The following is a 17,909-nucleotide window of genomic DNA, read 5'->3' on the forward strand; positions in this document are numbered from 1 at the left end:
GCCTCACGCACAACGGCCGACCCCTGGACGAGCCTTACGTGAAGGACGACTCCACGACGGCGGTTTCGGGTCCGTTCTCGGTGACCGTCCCGCAGGGGCGCGTCTTCCTGCTCGGCGACAACCGCGGGAACTCGGCTGATTCCCGCTTCCGCCAGGGGACGACGCCCGGCGGCACCGCCGCGGTCGGCCAGGTGCTCGGGGTGGCTCTCCCCGAGGACGAGACACTGCGGACCGGGGTCCTCTGCGGCTGGCTGATCATCGTCGGCGTGCTGGCCCTGCTGGCGTTCGCCGTCCTGGGCGTCCTGTGGCTGGTGGCCCGCCGACGGCGCCCGGCCGTACCGGGGCCGGCCTGGGGGCCCACGCCGGCCGAACCCGCGCCGACGCCCCACCCCTGAGCGGCTCCGACCGGACGCCTGCGCGGGCCCGGCCGGATGCCTGGGCGGCTCCGGCCGGGCAGCTGGGCAGGGCCGGTCGGAGGCCTGAGGGGCTGGGGCTCGATGCCGTCAGTGCGTCACGGTGTCCAGCCGGGGTCGCGGCCGCTGAGCCCGATCGTGCCGTCCAGCAGCGACGCCCCGTTCGGTACCGGCACGACGGGGCCGAAGACGCCCGCGCCGCCGCCGGCTTCCTCGGCGGCCGCCCGGAGGAAGGCGTGGGAGGCGTGCAGCGCGGCGGCGTCCGGGGTGTACTGCCGGCCGGTGGCCCGGGCCAGGTCCCAGCCGTGCACCACCAGCTCGTCCGCCGCCACCGCGGCCGCGACGGCGCCGGGCAGGTCCACACCGCCCGCGCGGGTCGCCCCCGTCCAGGCGGCCGGGTCCGCCCAGGCCGCGGCCAGTTCACCCAGGGCCTGCGGGATCCGCTCGCGCCAGTCGGCGGGCAGCCCGGGCGGGGCCGCGCCCGGGGGCGTGTCCGTCGTGGGGCCGAGTTCCTTGCGCGCGGCGTCGCGGAAGGCGACGGCCAGGCCCGCGAGATGGCCCAGCAGGTCGCCGACCGCGTACGCGGGGCAGGGCGTGGGCCCGGCGAGCAGGCCGTCGGGCACGCCGGAGACGAGGCGGGACACGATGGCCGCCTGCGGTCCGAGGTCGAAAGTCGTCGCGCCGGTCATCCGGGGCTCCTTCCGTGGCGAACGGGTCTGCAGGGTAGACCGGCGCGATGGCCGGAACTCATCGGACATGCCCGGGGCGGTCCCGCCCGGCGCCGATCGGCCCTGACCCGGGAGGCGGCCCGGCGGGTGCGGGTGGGCGGGCGCCGCATAGGATGCGGGCCGGGCGGGCCGTAGCGCAGAGGTCGTCGCGCGCGGTCTCCAAAATCGCGAGGACGCCGGTTCGAATCCGGCCGGCTCCGCCCCCACTCCGCACACGCCCCTCGCCTCCCCCGCCAGGGCCCGGCTCAGCCCGTCCGCGAGGGCAGGGGCGCGCCGAGTTCCGTCAGTTCCGCTTCGGTCAGCTCCAGGCCGACCGCTGCGGCCGAGTCGGTGATGGAGGCGGGGCGGCTGGCGCCCGGGAGGGGGATGACGGCCGGGGAACGGGCCAGGAGCCAGGCCAGCGCGACGCGCTGGGGGCTGATCCCGTGCGCGGCGGCGACGCGGTGGAAGGCGGTACCGGCGGAGGCCGGCCCCGAGGGACCGTCCAGGGAACTGCGCGAGATGCCCCCGAGCGGGCTCCAGGGCAGGAACGCCAGGCCCAGTTCGGTGCACAGCCGCAGCTGGGGCTCGCTGTCGCGGACGGCGGGCGAGTACTGGTTCTGCACCGAGACGAGGCCGTCGCCGAGGATCCCGTACGCCTCGCGGATCTGGCCGGTGGTGACGTTGGAGATGCCGGCGGCCCGGATCGTCCCGGCGTCGAGGAGCTCGCGCAGCGCGCCCACGGACTCCGCCCAGGGGACGTCCGGGTCCGGCTTGTGGAGCTGGTACAGGCCGATCGCGTCCACGCCCAGCCGGCCGGCGGAGGCCCGCGCGGCCCGTTTGAGGTGCTCCGGGGTGCCGGTGACGGTCCAGCTGCCGTCGCCGGGGCGGCCGCGGCCGCCCTTGGTGGCGATCAGGACGCCGGAGGTGTCGCCCCCGTAGCCGGCCAGGGCGCGGGCGACCAGCCGTTCGTTGTGGCCCTCTTCACCGGCGTGCCAGTGGTAGCTGTCGGCGGTGTCGATGAGCGTGACACCGGCGTCGAGGGCGGCGTGGACGGTGGCGACGGCGCGGCTCTCGTCCGGGCGGTGCTCGATCGACAGGGGCATGGCGCCCAGGCCGATGGCGCCGACGGTGGTGCCGGCGAGGGTGCGCTGCGGGTTCGGCATGGCGGTTCGTGTTCCTCAGGCGGTGGGGACGGCGGTGGGGGTTTCGGCGAGGGCTTCGGTGACGGCGCCCGGCAGCCAGTCGGCGGTGTGGGAGAAGACGAAGCCCAGTTCCTTCGCGCGGGCGTTGCTCATGGCGTAGTGGCGTTCGAAGGAGAACGGAGACGCGGGCGCGGCGGCGGTGGCCGGCTGGTAGCGGGGGGCGCGCCCGGCCTGTGCGGCGACGGCCGCGGTCAGGGCGTGGACGTCGAGCGGGCCGTCGGAGCAGGCGTTGAGGGGGCCGTCGAAGTCCGCTTCGGTGGCGGCCCAGTGCAGCAGTTCCGCCAGCTCCGCGAAGTGGATGAACACCGTCGGCAGGGCGTGGGCGTGCACGGCGACCGCTTCCCCGGCCCGGACGCGGCGGGTGTAGTGGGCGAGGCGGCCGGTGAACTCCCGGGCTCCGCCGCCCAGTACGTGCGCGCTGCGCACGGAGGCGAACGTGAAACCGCCGGCGCGGGTGAGGACGGCCTCCGCCTGGCGCTTGCCCTCGGCGTAGTGGGCCTCCAGGTACGCGGCGTCGTGCCAGGGCAGGCCGGGGTCCACCGGCCAGGTCGCCGGGTCGACGGTCTCCTCCGGCACGGGGGTGTCCGCCGGTAGGGGCGCCAGGGCGGCGGCGGTCGCGGGGTCGTAGACCTCGATGGTGGAGGTCATCACGTACCGGCGGGTGCGGCCGGCGAAGACCCGGGCGGCGATCGCGGCCTGCACGGGGGTGTAGCAGACCTGGTCCACGACCACGTCGAAGGTGCGGGGGCCGAGGGCGGCGAGGAGGGCTGCCTCGTCGTCGCGGTCGACGACGAGGTGCTCGACTCCGGCGGGCGGGCGGCCGGAGCCGCGGTTGATCACCGTGACCTGGTGGCCGGCCGCCCGCAGCCGCTGGACCAGGAGCTTTCCGAAGTACCGGCTTCCGCCGATGACGCAGATCCTTTGCATGCCCTCACTCTGCCGATCCGTGGTGATCAGCAGAAGTGGCGGCTTGATGGACGGGTGTTAAGCAGAACTGATGACCAGCGGTCAGGCACGCACCGGCGGTCAGGCGTGCGCGGGCTCCGGGACGCGGGTCTTGCGGGCGTGCAGGACGTGGGCGCCCAGGGGCAGCGGGGTGCGGCCGTGCAGGGTCAGGCCCGCGTCGGCCAGCAGGCGGGCGTAGTGGTCCTCCCGGCGTTCGCGGCCTCCGACGTTGCAGAGCATGTGCAGGTCCCAGGCGGTCGCCGGCGAGGGGGAACCGTCGGCGGGCAGGAGACGTTCCACGATCAGCAGGTCGGCGTGGTCGGGCATCGCGCGGGCGCAATGGCCGAGGATCTCCCGGCAGCGCTCGTCGTCCCAGTCGTGCAGCACCCGGGCCAGGACGTACACGTCGCCTCCGGCGGGGACGTCGGCGAAGTCGCCGGCGCGGTACGCGCAGCGCGCTCCGCAGCCCGCGGCGTCGAGCAGGCGGCGGGCCGTGGCGACGGCGTGCGGGCGTTCGAGGAGGACGCCGCGCAGGCCTGGGTGGGCGGTGAGGAGCTGGCGGAGCAGCTCCCCGTTGCCTCCGGCGACGTCCACGACCGTGGCGGGCGCGGCCGCCTGGGCCGCCGCGGCGAGCACCGGGTGTGCGGGCAGCGGCTGGAACATGCGCGCGCTCGCCGCCATCGAACGGTCGAAGAGGTCGGCGAGTTCGGGGTCGCGGGCGAAGTGGTCGAAGTGGTTCTCGCCGTGGAGGTGGTCGAAGCCCGGCCGCCCGGTCCGTACGGCGTGGTCGAGTTCGCCGAAGGAACGGTAGAAGGGGCCGCCGTACATCAGGGCCAGGGGGCGCATGGACGCGGGCGCGTCCGCGCGCAGCAGGGCGCCGAGTGCGGTGAGGCGGAAACCTTCCTCCGGCTGGTCTCCGGGGTGGCCTCCGGGGCGGTCGTCGGCACGGTCCTCGCGGGTCACGGCGCCCAGCATCTCCAGGTAGCGCAGGAGGGTGGCGAGGCCGCGGGGGTGGGTGCCGGTCAGGCGGGCGAGGTCGGCCGCGGGCCGGGCGGTGCGGGTGTCCATGGCCTCGGGCAGGCCCAGCCGGGCGAAGGAGGCGAGGGCCTGGGTGGTCCAGGCGCCGGTGAGCAGGTGAAGGAGCGTTTCGGCGGGCGGGCGTTCGGCCGGGCGGGGGTGCGGGTGGCCGTCGGGGTCCAGATGGGCCGCGAGGGAGTCGCGGCGGTCGCCGTGGGCGTAGAGCTCCAGCCGCCGGTAGCCGCTGACCCCCTCGGCGGGGGTGGTGAAGTACAGGACGGTGCCGTTCTCGTGCGGGTTGTAGCCGCCGCCGTCGGGGCGGGCTCCGTGGCGGACGAGGATGGCGCACAGGCCGCGCAAGACCAGCGGGTCGGGATGGTCGACCTCGAAGCCGAGGTGTGCCTCGTGGCCGTCGGCCCGTTCGGCGGCGGCGACCGGCTCCAGGCGGGAGTGCGGGGGCACGGTCAGGGCGAAGACCTCCACCGCGCGGCGTTCACCGTCGGCGCCGTACACCTGCGGGCGCAGGATCCGCACGTCGAGGTCGGCCGGGGCGAACCGGTGGCGGCGGGCGAGGCGTTCGCGGACGACGACGCTGGGGTGGACGGGGGTGTCCGTCGCCAGCCCGCAGTCCGTGAGGCGGGCCCGCAGGGTCGCCTCGTCCGGCGGGAAGACGAGGATCCCTGCGTGGGCGAAGTGGCAGTGCCCGGCCAGCGCCCGCAGGTCGGGCCCCTCGATGCCGGGCAGGAGGAGCGGGAGCAGGGAGGCGCTGTCGTGCGCGCGGACGAACGCCGCCGCGGCGCACAGGCGGGCCGTGTCATCGAGCAGCATCGTTTCGTCGTGGAGCGTCATCGTCGTCATCGTGGGCGTGTCCTCGGGGGGCTGTGGGAGTCAGGTCAACACAAGGAAAATCAGGGCAAGTCACACCAAGCCAGGACAAAGCCGCGACACAACAGGGCATGGCGCGGCGAAGCCGGGCAGGGTGACGTGGAAAAGACGAACGGGCTCAGACGCCCACGTAGTTCTCGGCGAACCAGTCCTGGTGCACGCGCGAAGTGCGCAGCGAGGCGATCCGGGAACGGCGCAGACCGGCCTGGAAGAACGATCCGGCACCGCTGTCGGGGGCGGGGGCCGAGTGCAGCAGACGGGTCATCCAGCCGGTGAACTCCTGGGCTCTCCAGATGTGTTCGAGGCAGCGCTCCGAGTAGGCGTCCAGTCCCGTGGTGTCGCCCCGGGTGAGGGCGTCCAGGAGTGCCCCGCCCAGGATCTCGGCCTCCAGGACGGCGAGGTTGGCGCCCTTGGCGGCGGCCGGGGCGAGCAGGCTCGCCGCGTCGCCCGCCAGGAGGAGCGAGCCGTGGCGCAGCGGCTCGATCACGTCGCAGGTCAGGTCGAAGAGGCCGCGTTCCAGGAGCGGGCCCCGGTGCAGCGGGCCGTGGTCGGCGGCACCCATCCGCAGGTCGAGCTCGTCCCAGATCCGCTGCTCGCTCCAGGCGTCGGCGGCGGTGCCGCGCTGCCACTGGAGGTAGTAGCGGGTCACCTGTGGGGTCCGGGCCATGTGTCCGGCGAAGCCGCGGTCGTGGAGGGCGTAGCCGACGGCGTCGAGGCTCGGCGGGGCCTCGGCGAGGAGGCCGAGCCAGGTCACTCCGTGGTCGAGGTGGTGGCGGGCGGTGTCCGGGGGCAGGGAGCGGCGGGCCGCGCCGTGCCGGCCGTCGCAGCCGGCGACGTATCGGGCGGTCCACCGGGCGCGGCGGCCGTCGGGGTCGCGGGTGGTGACGGACGGCCGGGTGCCGTCGGCGTCGTGCACGGCGAGCGCCTCGGTGTCGAAGCGGATGCGCCCGCCGCGGCGCAGGTAGAGCTCCAGGAGGTCGGTGACGAGGTTCTGCTGCGGGTAGACGTGGTGCGCCCCACCGCTGCCGAGGGCCCCGTAGTCGAGCCGGAACCGGCCTTCGGGGGTGCGGAACTCGCAGGTGCCGTGGCGGGCGCCGGAGCGGTGCAGGCCGTCGGCGAGGCCGTGGCGGTCCAGGATCCGGACGGTGTTCGGGGCGAGGAACCCGGCGCGGGCCCGGGCACGGAGGTGCGTGCGCGAGGCCCGTTCCAGGATGACGCAGTCGATCCCTGCGGTGAGCAGGAGGTTCCCGAGGACGAGCCCGGCCGGACCGGCACCGAGCACGAGCACGTCGACTGGGGCGCGTAAGGCGCGGGGTGTCTGGCTTTCCGTCATAGCGGGTGAAGCATAAGCACGCGAAGATCGACGAACCTACGCCGTCCATCCCTTAGCGGGAATAGAGTGACAATCACCCCGCCCACGCCGGGCCCGTGACAAGGGGCCACCACCGGTCCCCCATGGCCACCCGGTAGCGTGCGCCGGGCGTGCGAACACAGGTACGCGCTCCCGCACACGCGCGGGATGCCCCGGGGGGCGGCCGTCCCGCCGGGCTCCCCGGGAGGGACCTCCTCGGGGAGGCCCGGATCGAGCCCAGTCGTCCGGGCGAACTCCGCGGACCGGGCCTGGGACGCCGGGAGCGCTCGGGCGACGTGGCGGCGGTCGGCGGCGGACGCGGCCGCGACCGCCGCCCTGCCGGGAAGGTCAGGCGCACGTGTCCGTATAGCCTCCGTCGTCGGGGGCGCGGCCCAGCTCGGCCCGGATGCGGACGAGCACCTCGTCCCCGCCGCGCGTGGGGCGGAACGGCGCGGGGACGGTGGTGGAGAACAGGGCGGAGATCTGTTCGGCCGCTTCGACTGCCGCGGATTCCAGGCCCCGGATCTCGATGGTGATCTCATTCGCGTTCATGTCTCAGGGGAGCGGGCGGCGGCGCCGGTGGTTCCGTCCGTGGCCGCCGGTCACCCGAAGGGACGCGCCGTGGGGGGCTTTCACCCGGTCGGGCCCGGTCGTGGCGGGTCCGGTCCCGCGAATGGCTCAGGATCGGGGCACCGGGCGGGCCGGGAGGCGCGGGGGTGTCTAGCGTCGCTGTCACACACATCCGTTCCCGAGGCTTGTGGAGACGACCATGTCCCGTAGAGGGCGGTGGATGGCCGGCGCCTGCGCGAGTGTGGCCGTTGTCGGGCTGCTCGCCGGCGGAGGAGGAGGGGGCCGTGCCGGTGGGGGTGGAGCTCCGGCGGCGCGGGGGGCGTCCGGCGGCAGCGGGTCCGGGGTCGCGGTGGGCGCGTACCTCCACTACGGCACGCCCGGTGTGGACCGGATGCAGGGGCTTTCGCGGTGGCTCGGGGGTGCGGAGGTGCGGGCGGGGCACACGTATCTGCCGGGTGACACGTGGGAGAACATCGAGGGTGCGCCGGAGTCCCTGCGCAGTTGGGCGCGGTGGCGGGCCGAGCGGCGCGACCGGTTGTTCGTGCTGAACGTGCCCATGTTCGAGGGCAACGAGGCGGACGTGCCGGACGAGCGGGTGGCCGAGCTGCTCCGTGCCGGGGCGGAGGGCGAGTTCGACCAGCATTTCCGGCGGTTGGGCAGGCGTCTGGTCGGGCTGGGGGTGCCGGACACGGTGATCGTGCTGGGGTGGGAGATGAACGGCTTCAACTACACGCACCGGTGCCGGCCCGACCCCGAGAGCTGGAAGCGTTACTGGCGGCGGATCGTGGCCGCGATGCGCTCCGCGGAGGGTCAGCGGTTCCGTTTCGACTTCGCTCCGAACCGGGGTCCGGACGCGATCGAGTGGACCAGGTGCTATCCGGGGGACGACGTGGTCGACGTCGTCGGCATGGACTCCTACGACCAGCCTCCGGGGGATTCGTTCGACGAGATGGTGCGGCAGCCGTACGGGCTGCGGCAGCACGTGGAGTTCGCGAAGGCGCACCACAAGCAGATCTCGTACCCCGAGTGGGGGCTGTTCCGCAACGGTGACAACCCGGAGTACATGCGGCGGATGCTGGCGTGGATCGCCGATCACCGGCCGCTGTACCACAGCATCACGGACTACTGCCCGCACGGTGTGTGGCAGTGCGGCGAGAACCCGCGGTCGGCGCGGGTGTTCCGGGAGTACCTGTCGCCCCGCCGCAAGGGGCGCCCGGCTCCGCCCTTCGCGCCGTAGGCGGCGGCGGGGGCGGGGGGGGTAGGGCTTCGGGGAGAGGGGGCGGTAGGCGGGCGGGATGACGGCGGAGGGAGCCGTCCGGGGGGTGCGGGGGATTTTCTGCGCGGCAGTCGGGCTCTGTCCGGTGTGGGCGCCCGGGTGGTTTTCCGGCCCGGGCGCGCTTCGGCGTGTCCGCGTTTCCCCACCGGCCGGCGCGATGGTCGGACAAGGTGAAGGAATATCATCTCGGATCGCTTTGCCCAACCGAGATATTTCCTGCCGTGTCCGACACCTCACGCATGGACATTTCGTGCAAAATAGGCCGTCGTCGGGAGCCGTAACGCAGTCACCGAGAACAGTCACCATCACGGTTTGTTCCTGTATCTGAATGCGGAGGTATCACGATTGCCGAAAACCCCGAAACGCCGGGAGAGCCATCGCTCTCCGGCCCTCTTCCTCGCCGTGTCCGTGACCGCCGCCCTGTTCACTCCGGCCGCCCCCGCGCAGGCCGCATCCCTGTACGGCATAAAGGCCGTCGCCGTCGCCGCGTCCAAGAAGGGCGCCCCTTACGTGTACGGCGCCACCGGGCCCGCTGAATTCGACTGTTCGGGCCTCACTCTCTACGCCTTCCGCGTGGCCGGCCTGGTCCTGCCCCGCACGGCAGAGGCCCAGTACGAGAGGACCGACCACATCTCGCGCACCCAGCGCGCACCAGGAGATCTGGTCTTCTTCCCCACCGGGGGAACCATGAGCCACGTCGGCATCTACGCGGGCCACGACGAGATCTGGCACGCTCCCCGACCCGGCACCCGCGTCCGGCTCGAACGCATCTGGACCGCCACCGCCCGCTATGGCCGGGCCAATTAAGGTGACCGGAAAGAGGCTCCGGGAAATCCCGAGTTCCACGACCGTGCCGAAATAGACGGGCCGGTGCTGCGGCGCTCCCGCCACCTCGCACGCCCTCCGGTACGGACGTCAATTCCGCCTGCGGCCGTGCGTGAATAAACACGAGAAAGGGAGAACGGATGAATGCTGCCCGAAAACAATTGCCGAGAGGATCGCCGGAAATGGGCCTGCCCGCCGGGCCGCCTGATCGAACGGCCGTTTCCGCGCAGGAGTGTGCGGGTCGGCGGCGGCGTGTCACGAGTTCGCCGTGACACGCCGGTGGTCAGGTGAATGCGGGGCGGAAGGGCCGCGTAGGCGGTGTGATCCTGGTTCGACGTCCGTCATCGACTTTGGAGTGACATGCGTATTCGCACTGCGTTCGCCGCCACCGTGCTGGCTGCTGTCGGCATCCTCGGCGCCACGGGTTCCGCCGTCGCCGACGCCAATGCGAGCGGTGCCGCCATCGGCTCCCCGGGCGTGCTGTCCGGGAACGTCGTCCAGGTGCCGATCCACATCCCGATCAACGTGTGCGGCAACACGATCAACGTGATCGGCCTGCTCAACCCGGCGGCGGCCAACACCTGCATCAACACCTGATCCACCCGGCCCCGCGGCCGCCCAGACGGCCCCGTCCGGCGCACACCACGCCCGGGCGGGGCCGTCCCGCGCGTCCAGCGCGTCCGCCGGCCCCGGGGCGCTGTCGGTGCCCCTGGCTAGGCTGGACGGATGACCGAGATGGAGATCGTCGCCGAACAGGGCGAGTGGCGGGGCGGGTTCGAGGAGCGGCTGCTGGCCGGCTACCGGGGCGCGGGGTGCTCGGAGCCCCTGGCCCGGGCGCTGCTGGCGCGGGCCGTGAAGGGCGTCGAGGGCTGGACGCTGGCGACGGACGGCACGGGGTGGGCCGCCGTCGGGGTGGCCGACGAGGGCGGGGTGACCGTGGGGCGGATCCACGACCTGACGGTGCCGCAGGGCCGGGCGTGGGCGGAGCGGTGGTGTGCGGAGCAGGGGGCCGAGCGGGTGGTCGTCCGTCTCACGGGCGGGCCGGGGGCCTTCGCCGACTACCCGGTGCGGGGGCAGAACCGGATACGGGCCGTGGCCGAACGGCCCGAGCTGCCCGCGGGTCTGACGGTGCGGCGGCTGCGCGAGGAGGAGTACCCCGGCTGGTACGCGCGCGAGGAGGCCGCCTACATCGCGGACATCGTCCGGGCCGGGGCGCTGACGCCGCTGCAGGCCAAGGAGAAGTCCGACCGGGACTTCGCCGAGCAGCTCCCGCAGGGCTACCTGACCCCGGGGCACGCGTTCTACGTGCTGGAGGCGGGCGGGGAGGCGGTCGGCAGCGGCTGGGTCAACCACGGCTTCCTGCCGGGCGTCACCTTCGGTTTCTCCCTGGAGGTGTACGAGGAGCACCGTGGCAAGGGCTACGGCCGTGCGGCGATGGCCGTGGGCGAGTGGGCCGCCCGGCAGGGCGGTGACGAGGCGCTGATGTTCAACGTCTTCGGTGGCAACGAGGTGGCGATGGGCCTGTACGACAGCACCGGTTTCGCCGTGCTGGAGGAGTTCCGCTCCATCAGCCTCTGAGGAGCGCGGCGGGGAGGGGTGCCGGCCCTATTCGGGCAGGCCCCCGCTGCCGGGTGTCCCGGTGGGCCGGGCCAGGCGGGAGTTGCGGTAGGAGTAGCCGAAGTAGATGACGAGGCCGACGAGGAACCAGACGACGAAGCGGATCCACGTCTCGACGCGCAGGTAGGTGATGAGCCAGATCGAGGCGATGACGCCGACGGCGGGCAGGACGGGCATCAGCGGGGTGCGGAAGGTGCGGGGCAGTTCGGGGCGCTTGTAGCGCAGCACGATGACCGAGGTGCACACGACGGCGAAGGCGAGCAGGATGCCGATGTTGGTGAGTTCGGCCGCCTCGCCGATCGGTACGAAGCCCGCGATGGCGGCGGAGGCCACGCCGACGATCCAGGTGACGCGGGTGGGGACGTGGCGGGTGGGGTGGGTCTTGGCGAACCAGCGCGGCAGCAGTCCGTCGCGGCTCATCGAGAACCACACGCGGGTGACGCCGAGCATGAAGGTGAACATCACGGTGAGGATGCCGATGATGGCCCCGACGGCGATGATGTCGGCGACGACGGGCAGGCCTGCGGCTTTGAAGGCGCTGGAGAAGCCGCTTTCCGGGTCGATGTCGGTGTACTTCTGCATGCCCGTCAGGACCAGGCAGGCGAGGACGTACAGCACCATGGCGATGGCGAGGGAGTAGATGATCGCCCGGGGCATGTGCCGTTGTGCGTCCTTGGATTCCTCCGCGGCGGTGCTCATCGCGTCGTAGCCGAAGACCGCGAAGAAGACGGTGGCCGCTCCGGTGAAGGCGCCGCCCACGCCGAAGGGGAAGAAGGGGGTGTAGTTGCCGGTCTCGATGTGGAAGAAGCCGACGATGATGACGAGCAGCACCACCAGCACCTTCAGGCCGACCACGATCGTCTCGAAGCGGGCCGCGTTCTTGATGCCGAGGGTGAGCAGGTAGGCCGTGAACAGGCACAGGACGGCGGCGATGAGGTCGAAGCGGTGTCCTGGTCCGGTGCCGGGGGCGCCGAGCATCCAGGTGGGCAGGGAGGCGCCCGTCTCCTCCAGGAGGAAGTTGAAGTAGCCGGAGATGCCGATGGCGACGACGGCGACGATGGCCGTGTACTCCAGGAGCAGGTCCCAGCCGATGAACCAGCCGGCCAGTTCGCCGAGGACGGCGTATCCGTAGGTGTAGGCGGAGCCGGCCTTGGGGATCAGGCCGGCGAACTCCGCGTAGGAGAACGCGGCGGCGGCACTGGCGATGCCGGCGATGAGGAAGGAGACGAGTACGGCCGGGCCGGCGACACCGTTGGCGACCGTTCCGGCGAGGGTGAAGATACCCGCGCCGATGATGCCGCCGACGCCGATGGCGGTGAGCTGCCACAGGCCGAGGGTGCGGGTGAGGCGCTCGCTGGGGGCCCCTTCGGGCTCGTCGATGTGCTCGATCGGCTTGCGACGGAATGCGCCCCGCCCTGACCACACGGTGGTCATGTGCCGTTCCTTTCCGCCGGGGATGACGAGCACACATCATCCCGAAACCGCCGCCGTTGCGGAACTAGGCGCTCCGAAGGGTGGGGCGGGGGAAACGGTCCTCGGCCGTGCGCGGCGTCACCCCCGCGCGTCCTGGCCCGGGACGGCCGCCGCCCCCGGCCGCGCGGGCGGCCGGGGGCGGTGGGGGCGGTGGGGGCGGTGGGCTCGAAGGGGCGAGGCGGGGAGGGTCAGGCGCTCAGGACGCCGGTGCCCAGGAGGCCGAAGAGGAGCAGGCCGACGACGATGCGATAGGCGACGAAGGCGTTGAAGGAGTGCTTGGCGACGAACTTCAGCAGCCAGGCGATCGAGGCGTAGGCGACGACGAAGGACACGACGGTGCCGACGACGAGCGGGAGGGTGTCCACGCCGGCCCCGAGGGCGTCCTTCAGCTCGTACAGGCCCGCGCCGGTGAGGGCCGGGATGCCGAGGAAGAAGGACAGCCGGGTGGCGGCGACGCGCTCCAGGTCCAGCATCAGGCCGGTGGACATGGTGGCGCCGGAACGGGAGAAGCCGGGGAAGAGGAGGGCGAGGATCTGCGAGGAGCCTACCAGCATGGCGTCCTTGAGGGAGGTGTCGTCCTCGCCTCGCTTGTGGCGGCCCATCTGGTCGGCCGCCCACATCAGGCCGCTGCCGACGATGAGCGAGCCGGCGACCACCCACAGGGAGGCCAGCGGCCCCTCGATGAGGGGTTTGGCGGCGAGGCCGACGACGACGATCGGGAGGGTGGCGTAGATGACCCACCAGGCGAACTTGTAGTCGTGGTGGTAGCGCTCCTCGCGGTTGGCCAGCCCCCGCCCCCAGGCGGTGACGATCCGCGCGATGTCCTTGGAGAAGTAGGTCAGGACGGCGGCGATGGCACCGACCTGGATCACGGCGGTGAAGGCGACGACGGCCTTGTCGTCGACGGGGATGCCCATCAGCCCTTCGGTGATCTTGAGGTGGCCGGTGGAGGAGACCGGCAGGAACTCCGTCACCCCCTCCACGACGCCCAGGACTACGGCCTGGCCCACACTGATCGCGCTCACGTGCCTTCACCTTCGGTTGGGTTCGACGGGGCATCGGGCATCCTGAACGGACGCACGCGACGGACAGAGTAACTTCTATTCGCGAATAGAAGTTACTCTGGACCACGGAGACGGACGACGGACAAACGGACAACGGACAACGGACGGCAGGAGGCGACGGTGGGCTCGCGCAGCGCACGGCGGGCGAACGGGGCCCTGGAGAACGAGGTCATCGCCGTCCTGCACGGCGCCGGCCGGGCCCTCACTCCGGGCGAGGTGGCCGGACTGCTCACCGCCGCCCCCGCCCACACGACGGTGGCCACCACCCTGGCCCGGCTGCACACGCGCGGCGTCCTGGAGCGCACCCCGCACGGGCGCAGCTACGCCTACGCGCCGGTCACCGACGAGCCCGGGCTGACCGCGCGGCAGATGCACCGGGTCATGGAGGGCGGCAGCGACCGGGCCTCGGTCCTGACCCGTTTCGTCGACGAGCTGTCGGACGACGACGAGGACCTGCTGCGCCGTCTGCTGGGTCCCGAGGGATAGGGAGCCGTCCTCAGCCATGCACCTGGCCGTCTACCTCCCCCTGGTCTTCCCCGCCCTCGCGGGGCTGAGCGCCGAACCGCTGGCCCGCCGCCTGGAGCCCCGGCTGGCGACCTGGCTGCTGACCGCCGCCGGTCTGCTGCTGGCCGCCTCCAGCACGCTGGTGCTGGGCCTGCTGGCCCTCGCCGGGCTGGTGCGCATTCCGCTGGTCGACGCCCTGAAGGGGTATTCGCCCGAGGTGATCGCCCGGCACGATCCGGCCGCGTGGCCCGCCGCGCTCGCGGGCGCCGTCCTGCTGGCCCTCGCCGTCCTCGCGGCGGTCCGGCTGGCCGCGCGGCGGGCCGGCGCGCTGTGGGCGGCCGCACTGGAAGCCGCCTGCCTGCCCGGCCCCGGACCGGTGGTCGTCACCGACGACCCCGGCGCCGACGCGTACGCGATGCCCGGCCTGCCCGGCCGGATCGTCATCTCCCACGGCATGCTCGACGCCCTCGACCCGGCCGGGCACGAGATCCTCCTCAGCCACGAGCGGGCCCACCTGCGCCACCACCACTACGCGTTCGTCTCCCTCACCCAGCTGGCCGCGGCCGCCAACCCGCTGCTGCGCCCCCTGGCCCGCGCCGTCGCCTACACGGTCGAGCGGTGGGCGGACGAACACGCCGCCCGGCACACCGGGAACCGCCGCGCCGTCGCCGAGACCGTCGCCCGGGCGGCGATCGCCGCCAAGCGCGGCGGCGGCCGGCGGTTCAGTCCCGCCGCCGCCCTCGGCTTCCTCGGCCGCCGTCCCCGGCCCGGCATGGTGCCCCGCCGCGTCGCCGCGCTCCTGGCTCCCCCGCCGAGGAGCCGGCCCCTGCTGCTGGCCGCCGCCTGCGCCCTGCTGGCGGCCACCAGCCTGTGCGCGCTCGAAGCGGCGGAGGACCTGCACCGCTTCCTGGAGCTCGCGCACGTCCGCTGAGCGGGCGGACCGCCTACCGTGACCCCATGAAGATCATCGACCTGGAGCCCGGGGACCCCCGGCTCGTCACCGAGTTGCTGCCCGTCCTGCGCGAACTGCGGCCGCACCTCACCCCCGCCCTCTTCGAGGAGGTCTACGCCGAGGGGCACCCCCAGGGGCTGCGCTTCAGCGCCGCGTACGACGGCGACGGCAGGTGCGTGGGGGCCGCCGGGTGGCGGATCGTCGCCGGCACCTGCGACATCCGCAAGCTGTACGTGGACGACCTCGTCACCGCCGGGGACAGCCGCTCCACCGGCGTCGGGCGGAGCCTGCTCGCCTACCTCGAGGACCGTGCCCGCGAGGCCGGCTGCCGACTGCTGGACCTCGACTCGGGCACCCAGCGCACGTCGGCCCACCGTTTCTACTTCCGTGAGCGCATGGGCGTCATGGCCTTCCACTTCGGCAAGGAGCTGGACGCGGGGCCCGGGCCGGCCTGAGGCCCTCAGGGGCCGAACGGCTGAGGATCGGGACACACCGGGGGACAACGGACCGGCGCGCGGGGGCAGACCCTAGCTTGGGGCGGGTTCCGGTCCTCTGCCGAAAGGTGCTTCCCATGCGCGCCCTGCTGACCGCCCTCGCCGCCGGCGCCCTCGTCCTCGGCGCGGCCTCGGCCGCCAGCGCCGACGTGAGCGTGAACTTCCAGCCCGAGCCGTCGTACACGATCAACTTCGGCCACTGGCTCCAGTTCGCCGCCGACGACGTCTTCAACGCGGGCCACGACAACACGGTCGGCTCCAACAACTGACCTGACCGGACCGCGGGAGACGGGCCGCCGCCCCTCGGGGCGGCGGCCCGTGCGGCTCTCCACGGGGGGCCGCCGGTCCGCGCGGTCCCCGTGACGGGGTCAGCCCGGGGCGCCCGGGTTCGGGGCGACCGCGACGAAACCGGTGTACGGCTCGTCCAGGGCGCCGTCGGGGAAGCGCCGCAGGAGGTGTTCCCGTTCCGCCTCCAGGAACTCGGCCGCGCCGGCCCCGTCGTGGACGATGAACGCCGAGTGGGTGGCCAGTTTCGCCAGGTGGAAGTCGACGGAGACGCGGCGCGACCAGCGCAGCTCCGCGGTGCGCCAGGACGGGCCGGGCGGCAGGGTGCGGTCGGAGATGTAGCAGCCGTCGCCGAACCGCTCCACGATCCGCTCCTGCTGCCGGGCCACCCACTCCACGGAGGGGTCCGGGTCGTTCCACAGCAGTGCGAGGGCGCCGCCGGGCCGCAGCACGCGCAGCGCCGAGGGCACGGCGCGTGCGGGGTCGGTCCAGTGCCAGGACTGCGCGTAGCAGACGAGGTCCATCGAGCCGTCCGCGAGCGGGAGCCGGTTGCCGTCTCCGCGTACCAGTGGCACGTGGGGCAGCTCGCGCCGGAACTGCGCCGCCATGCCGGCGCCGGGCTCCACCCCGATCACCCGGGCCCCGCGCTCGCGCAGGGCGCGTGCGGCCAGGCCGGTCCCCGTGCCCACGTCGGCCACCAGGGCGCCGGCCAACGGCAGCCCTGACAGCCGCTCCAGCGCGTCCAGGACGGGCGCCGGGTACGCGGGGCGGTGGGCGGCGTAGGCGCGTGCGGCCCTGCCGAAGGCCAGGGCCCGTTCGTGGGCGGGGGTCTGGTGGGTCATGCCCCGACTATGGCCCGGGGGCGGCCCCGCGGAACAGGGCGCGCCCCAGGCGCCGGGGTCAGAACGCGAAGACGGCGTTGCCGTTCAGGGTCGCGGACATCTCGCAGCTGTTGGAGAAGGTGTGCTTCCAGGAGACGCGGCCGCCCTGCCAGACGCCGTCGGCGGTGACGGTCACGGGGGCGTAGTGCATGGGACAGGCGCGGTTGGTGTCGGGAGCGGCGAGGAGGCGGTCGAAGCTGCCGCCCGTGGAGTTCAGGGCGGTACAGGCCGCCTTGGGGTCGGGGTGGGTGCCCTGCGCCGACGGCATGCAGCTGAGGGTGGCGGCGCGCAGCACCGCGGCGCCGGCGGCGTCGCCCTGGGAGACGGAGAAGACCATGGCGGACGGGGCGTACAGGCTGGTCGGCTTTGCCTCCGCCATGCCGGTGGCGCCGGCCAGGCACAGGAGGGCGGCGGCGGGGACAGCAGCGAAGCGGTAGCGCACGACAAGACTCACTTTCGATACGAAGGTTTAGCGCGACATTTTCTTGCGTTGTCGCGCTTCGATGCGGCCGAGTCTGTCCGATGTGAAGGAGCACCGCATATCGATGACCTGTTTACGGACAGACTGTTCGAATATCGGAGAACGAATGGTCGTTCGGGCAGCTCAGACGGGGTGCGATCGCTCCGTATCCGGACGGGAACAGGGGGTGATCGCCGGGGTGGCGGCCCGGGCCGGCTCCGCTGACCTGCGGCTCCGCACCCCGCGTACACCTGGAGGCCATTCAGCTTGTCCGGATTGATGCGGTTGCTGCCCGGCTGTCGTCCTCGGGACCCCAGCGTTCCTGCCGGATCTGGAGGGTCTGGGACGCGACCGCCCCGAGGACGCCGAGCACGATCAGCAGCACGAGCAGCGCCTTGGCCGGCGCGGCGAGGAGCAGGGGGCGGGTCGCGGAGGGCACGGCCGCCGCAGCGGGTGCCAGGGACTGCCCGACGGGCGGCCCGTCGCCGAAGAGGCGCTTGGGGTAGGCGGAGGTCAGCATCATCACGTACGCCTGGTAGCGCATCCGGAACCGCACCACCGCGGCGACGGCGCCGAAGACGGGTACGGGCATGCGCCCCAGCACCAGCGTGATCAGCCAGAACACCCAGCAGACGGCGCCCAGGCCGTACTGCAGCAGGCTGGTCACGACGGCCGCCGGGATCATCAGGACGATCCGGAACAGCACGGCCAGCCGGTTGAGCTCGCCGGGGCGCAGTTCGATCCGCGCGGGGTGGCCCTGCCCGTCGAAGGAGAAGGGCGGGTAGTGGTCGACCAGCAGGGTCGCGCTCGCGGTCACCCGGGTCTCGTAGGCCAGGTAGCCGCCGAGGAAGTCCGCGACGCCGGTGGGGAGGCGGCCCGTGAAGAGGGCGGCGAACCAGCCGACGACCGTCACGAAGAAGGCGGCGATGCCGAGGACGGCCGTGACGACGAACTGGGGCAGGAGCAGGAGGAAGCGCAGCAGGAC

At 73.2% G+C, this 17,909-nt stretch carries 20 protein-coding genes and 1 tRNA gene; 10 read left to right on the forward strand and 11 right to left on the reverse strand.

What is annotated here, in order from left to right:
* The coding region (locus ACFVXK_RS28705; RefSeq protein ID WP_389616893.1) for a S26 family signal peptidase at positions 1–395 on the forward strand (395 nt) is incomplete at its 5' end.
* Positions 396–511: 116 nt separating this feature from the next.
* Here ACFVXK_RS28705 and ACFVXK_RS28710 read toward each other — a convergent pair.
* Entirely contained in the window at positions 512–1,102 is a 591-nt protein-coding gene (locus ACFVXK_RS28710; RefSeq protein ID WP_389616896.1) for a TIGR03086 family metal-binding protein, read from the reverse strand.
* A gap of 165 nt (positions 1,103–1,267) precedes the next feature.
* Here ACFVXK_RS28710 and ACFVXK_RS28715 point away from each other — a divergent pair.
* A tRNA-Trp gene (locus tag ACFVXK_RS28715) sits at positions 1,268–1,341 on the forward strand.
* Between the two features lie 45 nt (positions 1,342–1,386).
* On the opposite strand, the gene ACFVXK_RS28720 is transcribed toward ACFVXK_RS28715, so the two are convergent.
* The 5 genes from ACFVXK_RS28720 to ACFVXK_RS28740 form a co-directional block, all read right to left on the reverse strand.
* Positions 1,387–2,286: an aldo/keto reductase gene (locus ACFVXK_RS28720; RefSeq protein ID WP_389616899.1), complete on the reverse strand. Its 900-nt coding sequence runs from the start codon at positions 2,284–2,286 to the stop codon at positions 1,387–1,389.
* 15 nt (positions 2,287–2,301) lie between these two features.
* Positions 2,302–3,252, reverse strand: a complete 951-nt coding sequence (locus tag ACFVXK_RS28725; protein WP_389616902.1) for an NAD-dependent epimerase/dehydratase family protein — start codon at positions 3,250–3,252, stop codon at positions 2,302–2,304.
* Between the two features lie 99 nt (positions 3,253–3,351).
* Entirely contained in the window at positions 3,352–5,145 is a 1,794-nt protein-coding gene (locus tag ACFVXK_RS28730) for a methyltransferase (protein WP_389616905.1), read from the reverse strand.
* 145 nt (positions 5,146–5,290) lie between these two features.
* Positions 5,291–6,505, reverse strand: coding sequence for a 4-hydroxybenzoate 3-monooxygenase (locus ACFVXK_RS28735; protein WP_389616908.1), 1,215 nt, complete (start codon positions 6,503–6,505; stop codon positions 5,291–5,293).
* A gap of 366 nt (positions 6,506–6,871) precedes the next feature.
* Entirely contained in the window at positions 6,872–7,075 is a 204-nt protein-coding gene (locus ACFVXK_RS28740; protein ID WP_389616911.1) for a hypothetical protein, read from the reverse strand.
* A gap of 367 nt (positions 7,076–7,442) precedes the next feature.
* On the opposite strand from ACFVXK_RS28740, the gene ACFVXK_RS28745 reads away from it, so the two are divergent.
* From ACFVXK_RS28745 to ACFVXK_RS28760, 4 genes are all read left to right on the forward strand, one after another.
* The gene (locus ACFVXK_RS28745; protein ID WP_389616913.1) at positions 7,443–8,330 is read left to right on the forward strand and encodes a glycosyl hydrolase; all 888 of its coding nucleotides are present in this window, start codon (positions 7,443–7,445) and stop codon (positions 8,328–8,330) included.
* Between the two features lie 384 nt (positions 8,331–8,714).
* A complete protein-coding gene (locus ACFVXK_RS28750; RefSeq protein WP_389616916.1) occupies positions 8,715–9,176 on the forward strand; it encodes a C40 family peptidase in 462 nt (153 codons plus the stop codon).
* Between the two features lie 378 nt (positions 9,177–9,554).
* The gene (locus ACFVXK_RS28755; RefSeq protein ID WP_389616919.1) at positions 9,555–9,791 is read left to right on the forward strand and encodes a chaplin; all 237 of its coding nucleotides are present in this window, start codon (positions 9,555–9,557) and stop codon (positions 9,789–9,791) included.
* Positions 9,792–9,920: 129 nt separating this feature from the next.
* Entirely contained in the window at positions 9,921–10,772 is an 852-nt protein-coding gene (locus ACFVXK_RS28760; protein WP_389616922.1) for a GNAT family N-acetyltransferase, read from the forward strand.
* A 27-nt stretch (positions 10,773–10,799) separates the two neighbouring features.
* Here ACFVXK_RS28760 and ACFVXK_RS28765 read toward each other — a convergent pair whose 3' ends face one another.
* Positions 10,800–12,245, reverse strand: a complete 1,446-nt coding sequence (locus ACFVXK_RS28765) for an amino acid permease (protein WP_389616925.1) — start codon at positions 12,243–12,245, stop codon at positions 10,800–10,802.
* Positions 12,246–12,472: 227 nt separating this feature from the next.
* A complete protein-coding gene (locus ACFVXK_RS28770) occupies positions 12,473–13,309 on the reverse strand; it encodes an undecaprenyl-diphosphate phosphatase (protein WP_389616928.1) in 837 nt (278 codons plus the stop codon).
* A gap of 159 nt (positions 13,310–13,468) precedes the next feature.
* On the opposite strand from ACFVXK_RS28770, the gene ACFVXK_RS28775 reads away from it, so the two are divergent.
* From ACFVXK_RS28775 to ACFVXK_RS28790, 4 genes are all read left to right on the forward strand, one after another.
* Entirely contained in the window at positions 13,469–13,834 is a 366-nt protein-coding gene (locus ACFVXK_RS28775; protein WP_389616931.1) for a BlaI/MecI/CopY family transcriptional regulator, read from the forward strand.
* Between the two features lie 16 nt (positions 13,835–13,850).
* Positions 13,851–14,783: a M56 family metallopeptidase gene (locus ACFVXK_RS28780; RefSeq protein ID WP_389616934.1), complete on the forward strand. Its 933-nt coding sequence runs from the start codon at positions 13,851–13,853 to the stop codon at positions 14,781–14,783.
* Between the two features lie 26 nt (positions 14,784–14,809).
* Positions 14,810–15,259 carry a GNAT family N-acetyltransferase gene (locus ACFVXK_RS28785; protein WP_389616937.1) on the forward strand — a complete coding sequence of 150 codons (450 nt, stop codon included), beginning with the start codon at positions 14,810–14,812 and terminating at the stop codon, positions 15,257–15,259.
* Between the two features lie 116 nt (positions 15,260–15,375).
* Positions 15,376–15,567 carry a hypothetical protein gene (locus tag ACFVXK_RS28790; RefSeq protein ID WP_389616940.1) on the forward strand — a complete coding sequence of 64 codons (192 nt, stop codon included), beginning with the start codon at positions 15,376–15,378 and terminating at the stop codon, positions 15,565–15,567.
* A gap of 99 nt (positions 15,568–15,666) precedes the next feature.
* Here ACFVXK_RS28790 and ACFVXK_RS28795 read toward each other — a convergent pair whose 3' ends face one another.
* The 3 genes from ACFVXK_RS28795 to ACFVXK_RS28805 form a co-directional block, all read right to left on the reverse strand.
* A complete protein-coding gene (locus tag ACFVXK_RS28795; RefSeq protein ID WP_389616943.1) occupies positions 15,667–16,425 on the reverse strand; it encodes a class I SAM-dependent methyltransferase in 759 nt (252 codons plus the stop codon).
* A gap of 58 nt (positions 16,426–16,483) precedes the next feature.
* Positions 16,484–16,843, reverse strand: a complete 360-nt coding sequence (locus ACFVXK_RS28800) for a subtilase-type protease inhibitor (protein ID WP_389616948.1) — start codon at positions 16,841–16,843, stop codon at positions 16,484–16,486.
* Between the two features lie 343 nt (positions 16,844–17,186).
* Positions 17,187–17,909, reverse strand: a 723-nt coding sequence (locus tag ACFVXK_RS28805) for a DUF4389 domain-containing protein (protein WP_389616945.1), incomplete at its 5' end; no start/stop codon positions are given.

Source organism: Streptomyces sp. NPDC058157, from assembly GCF_042884105.1.
Classification (GTDB): domain Bacteria; phylum Actinomycetota; class Actinomycetes; order Streptomycetales; family Streptomycetaceae; genus Streptomyces.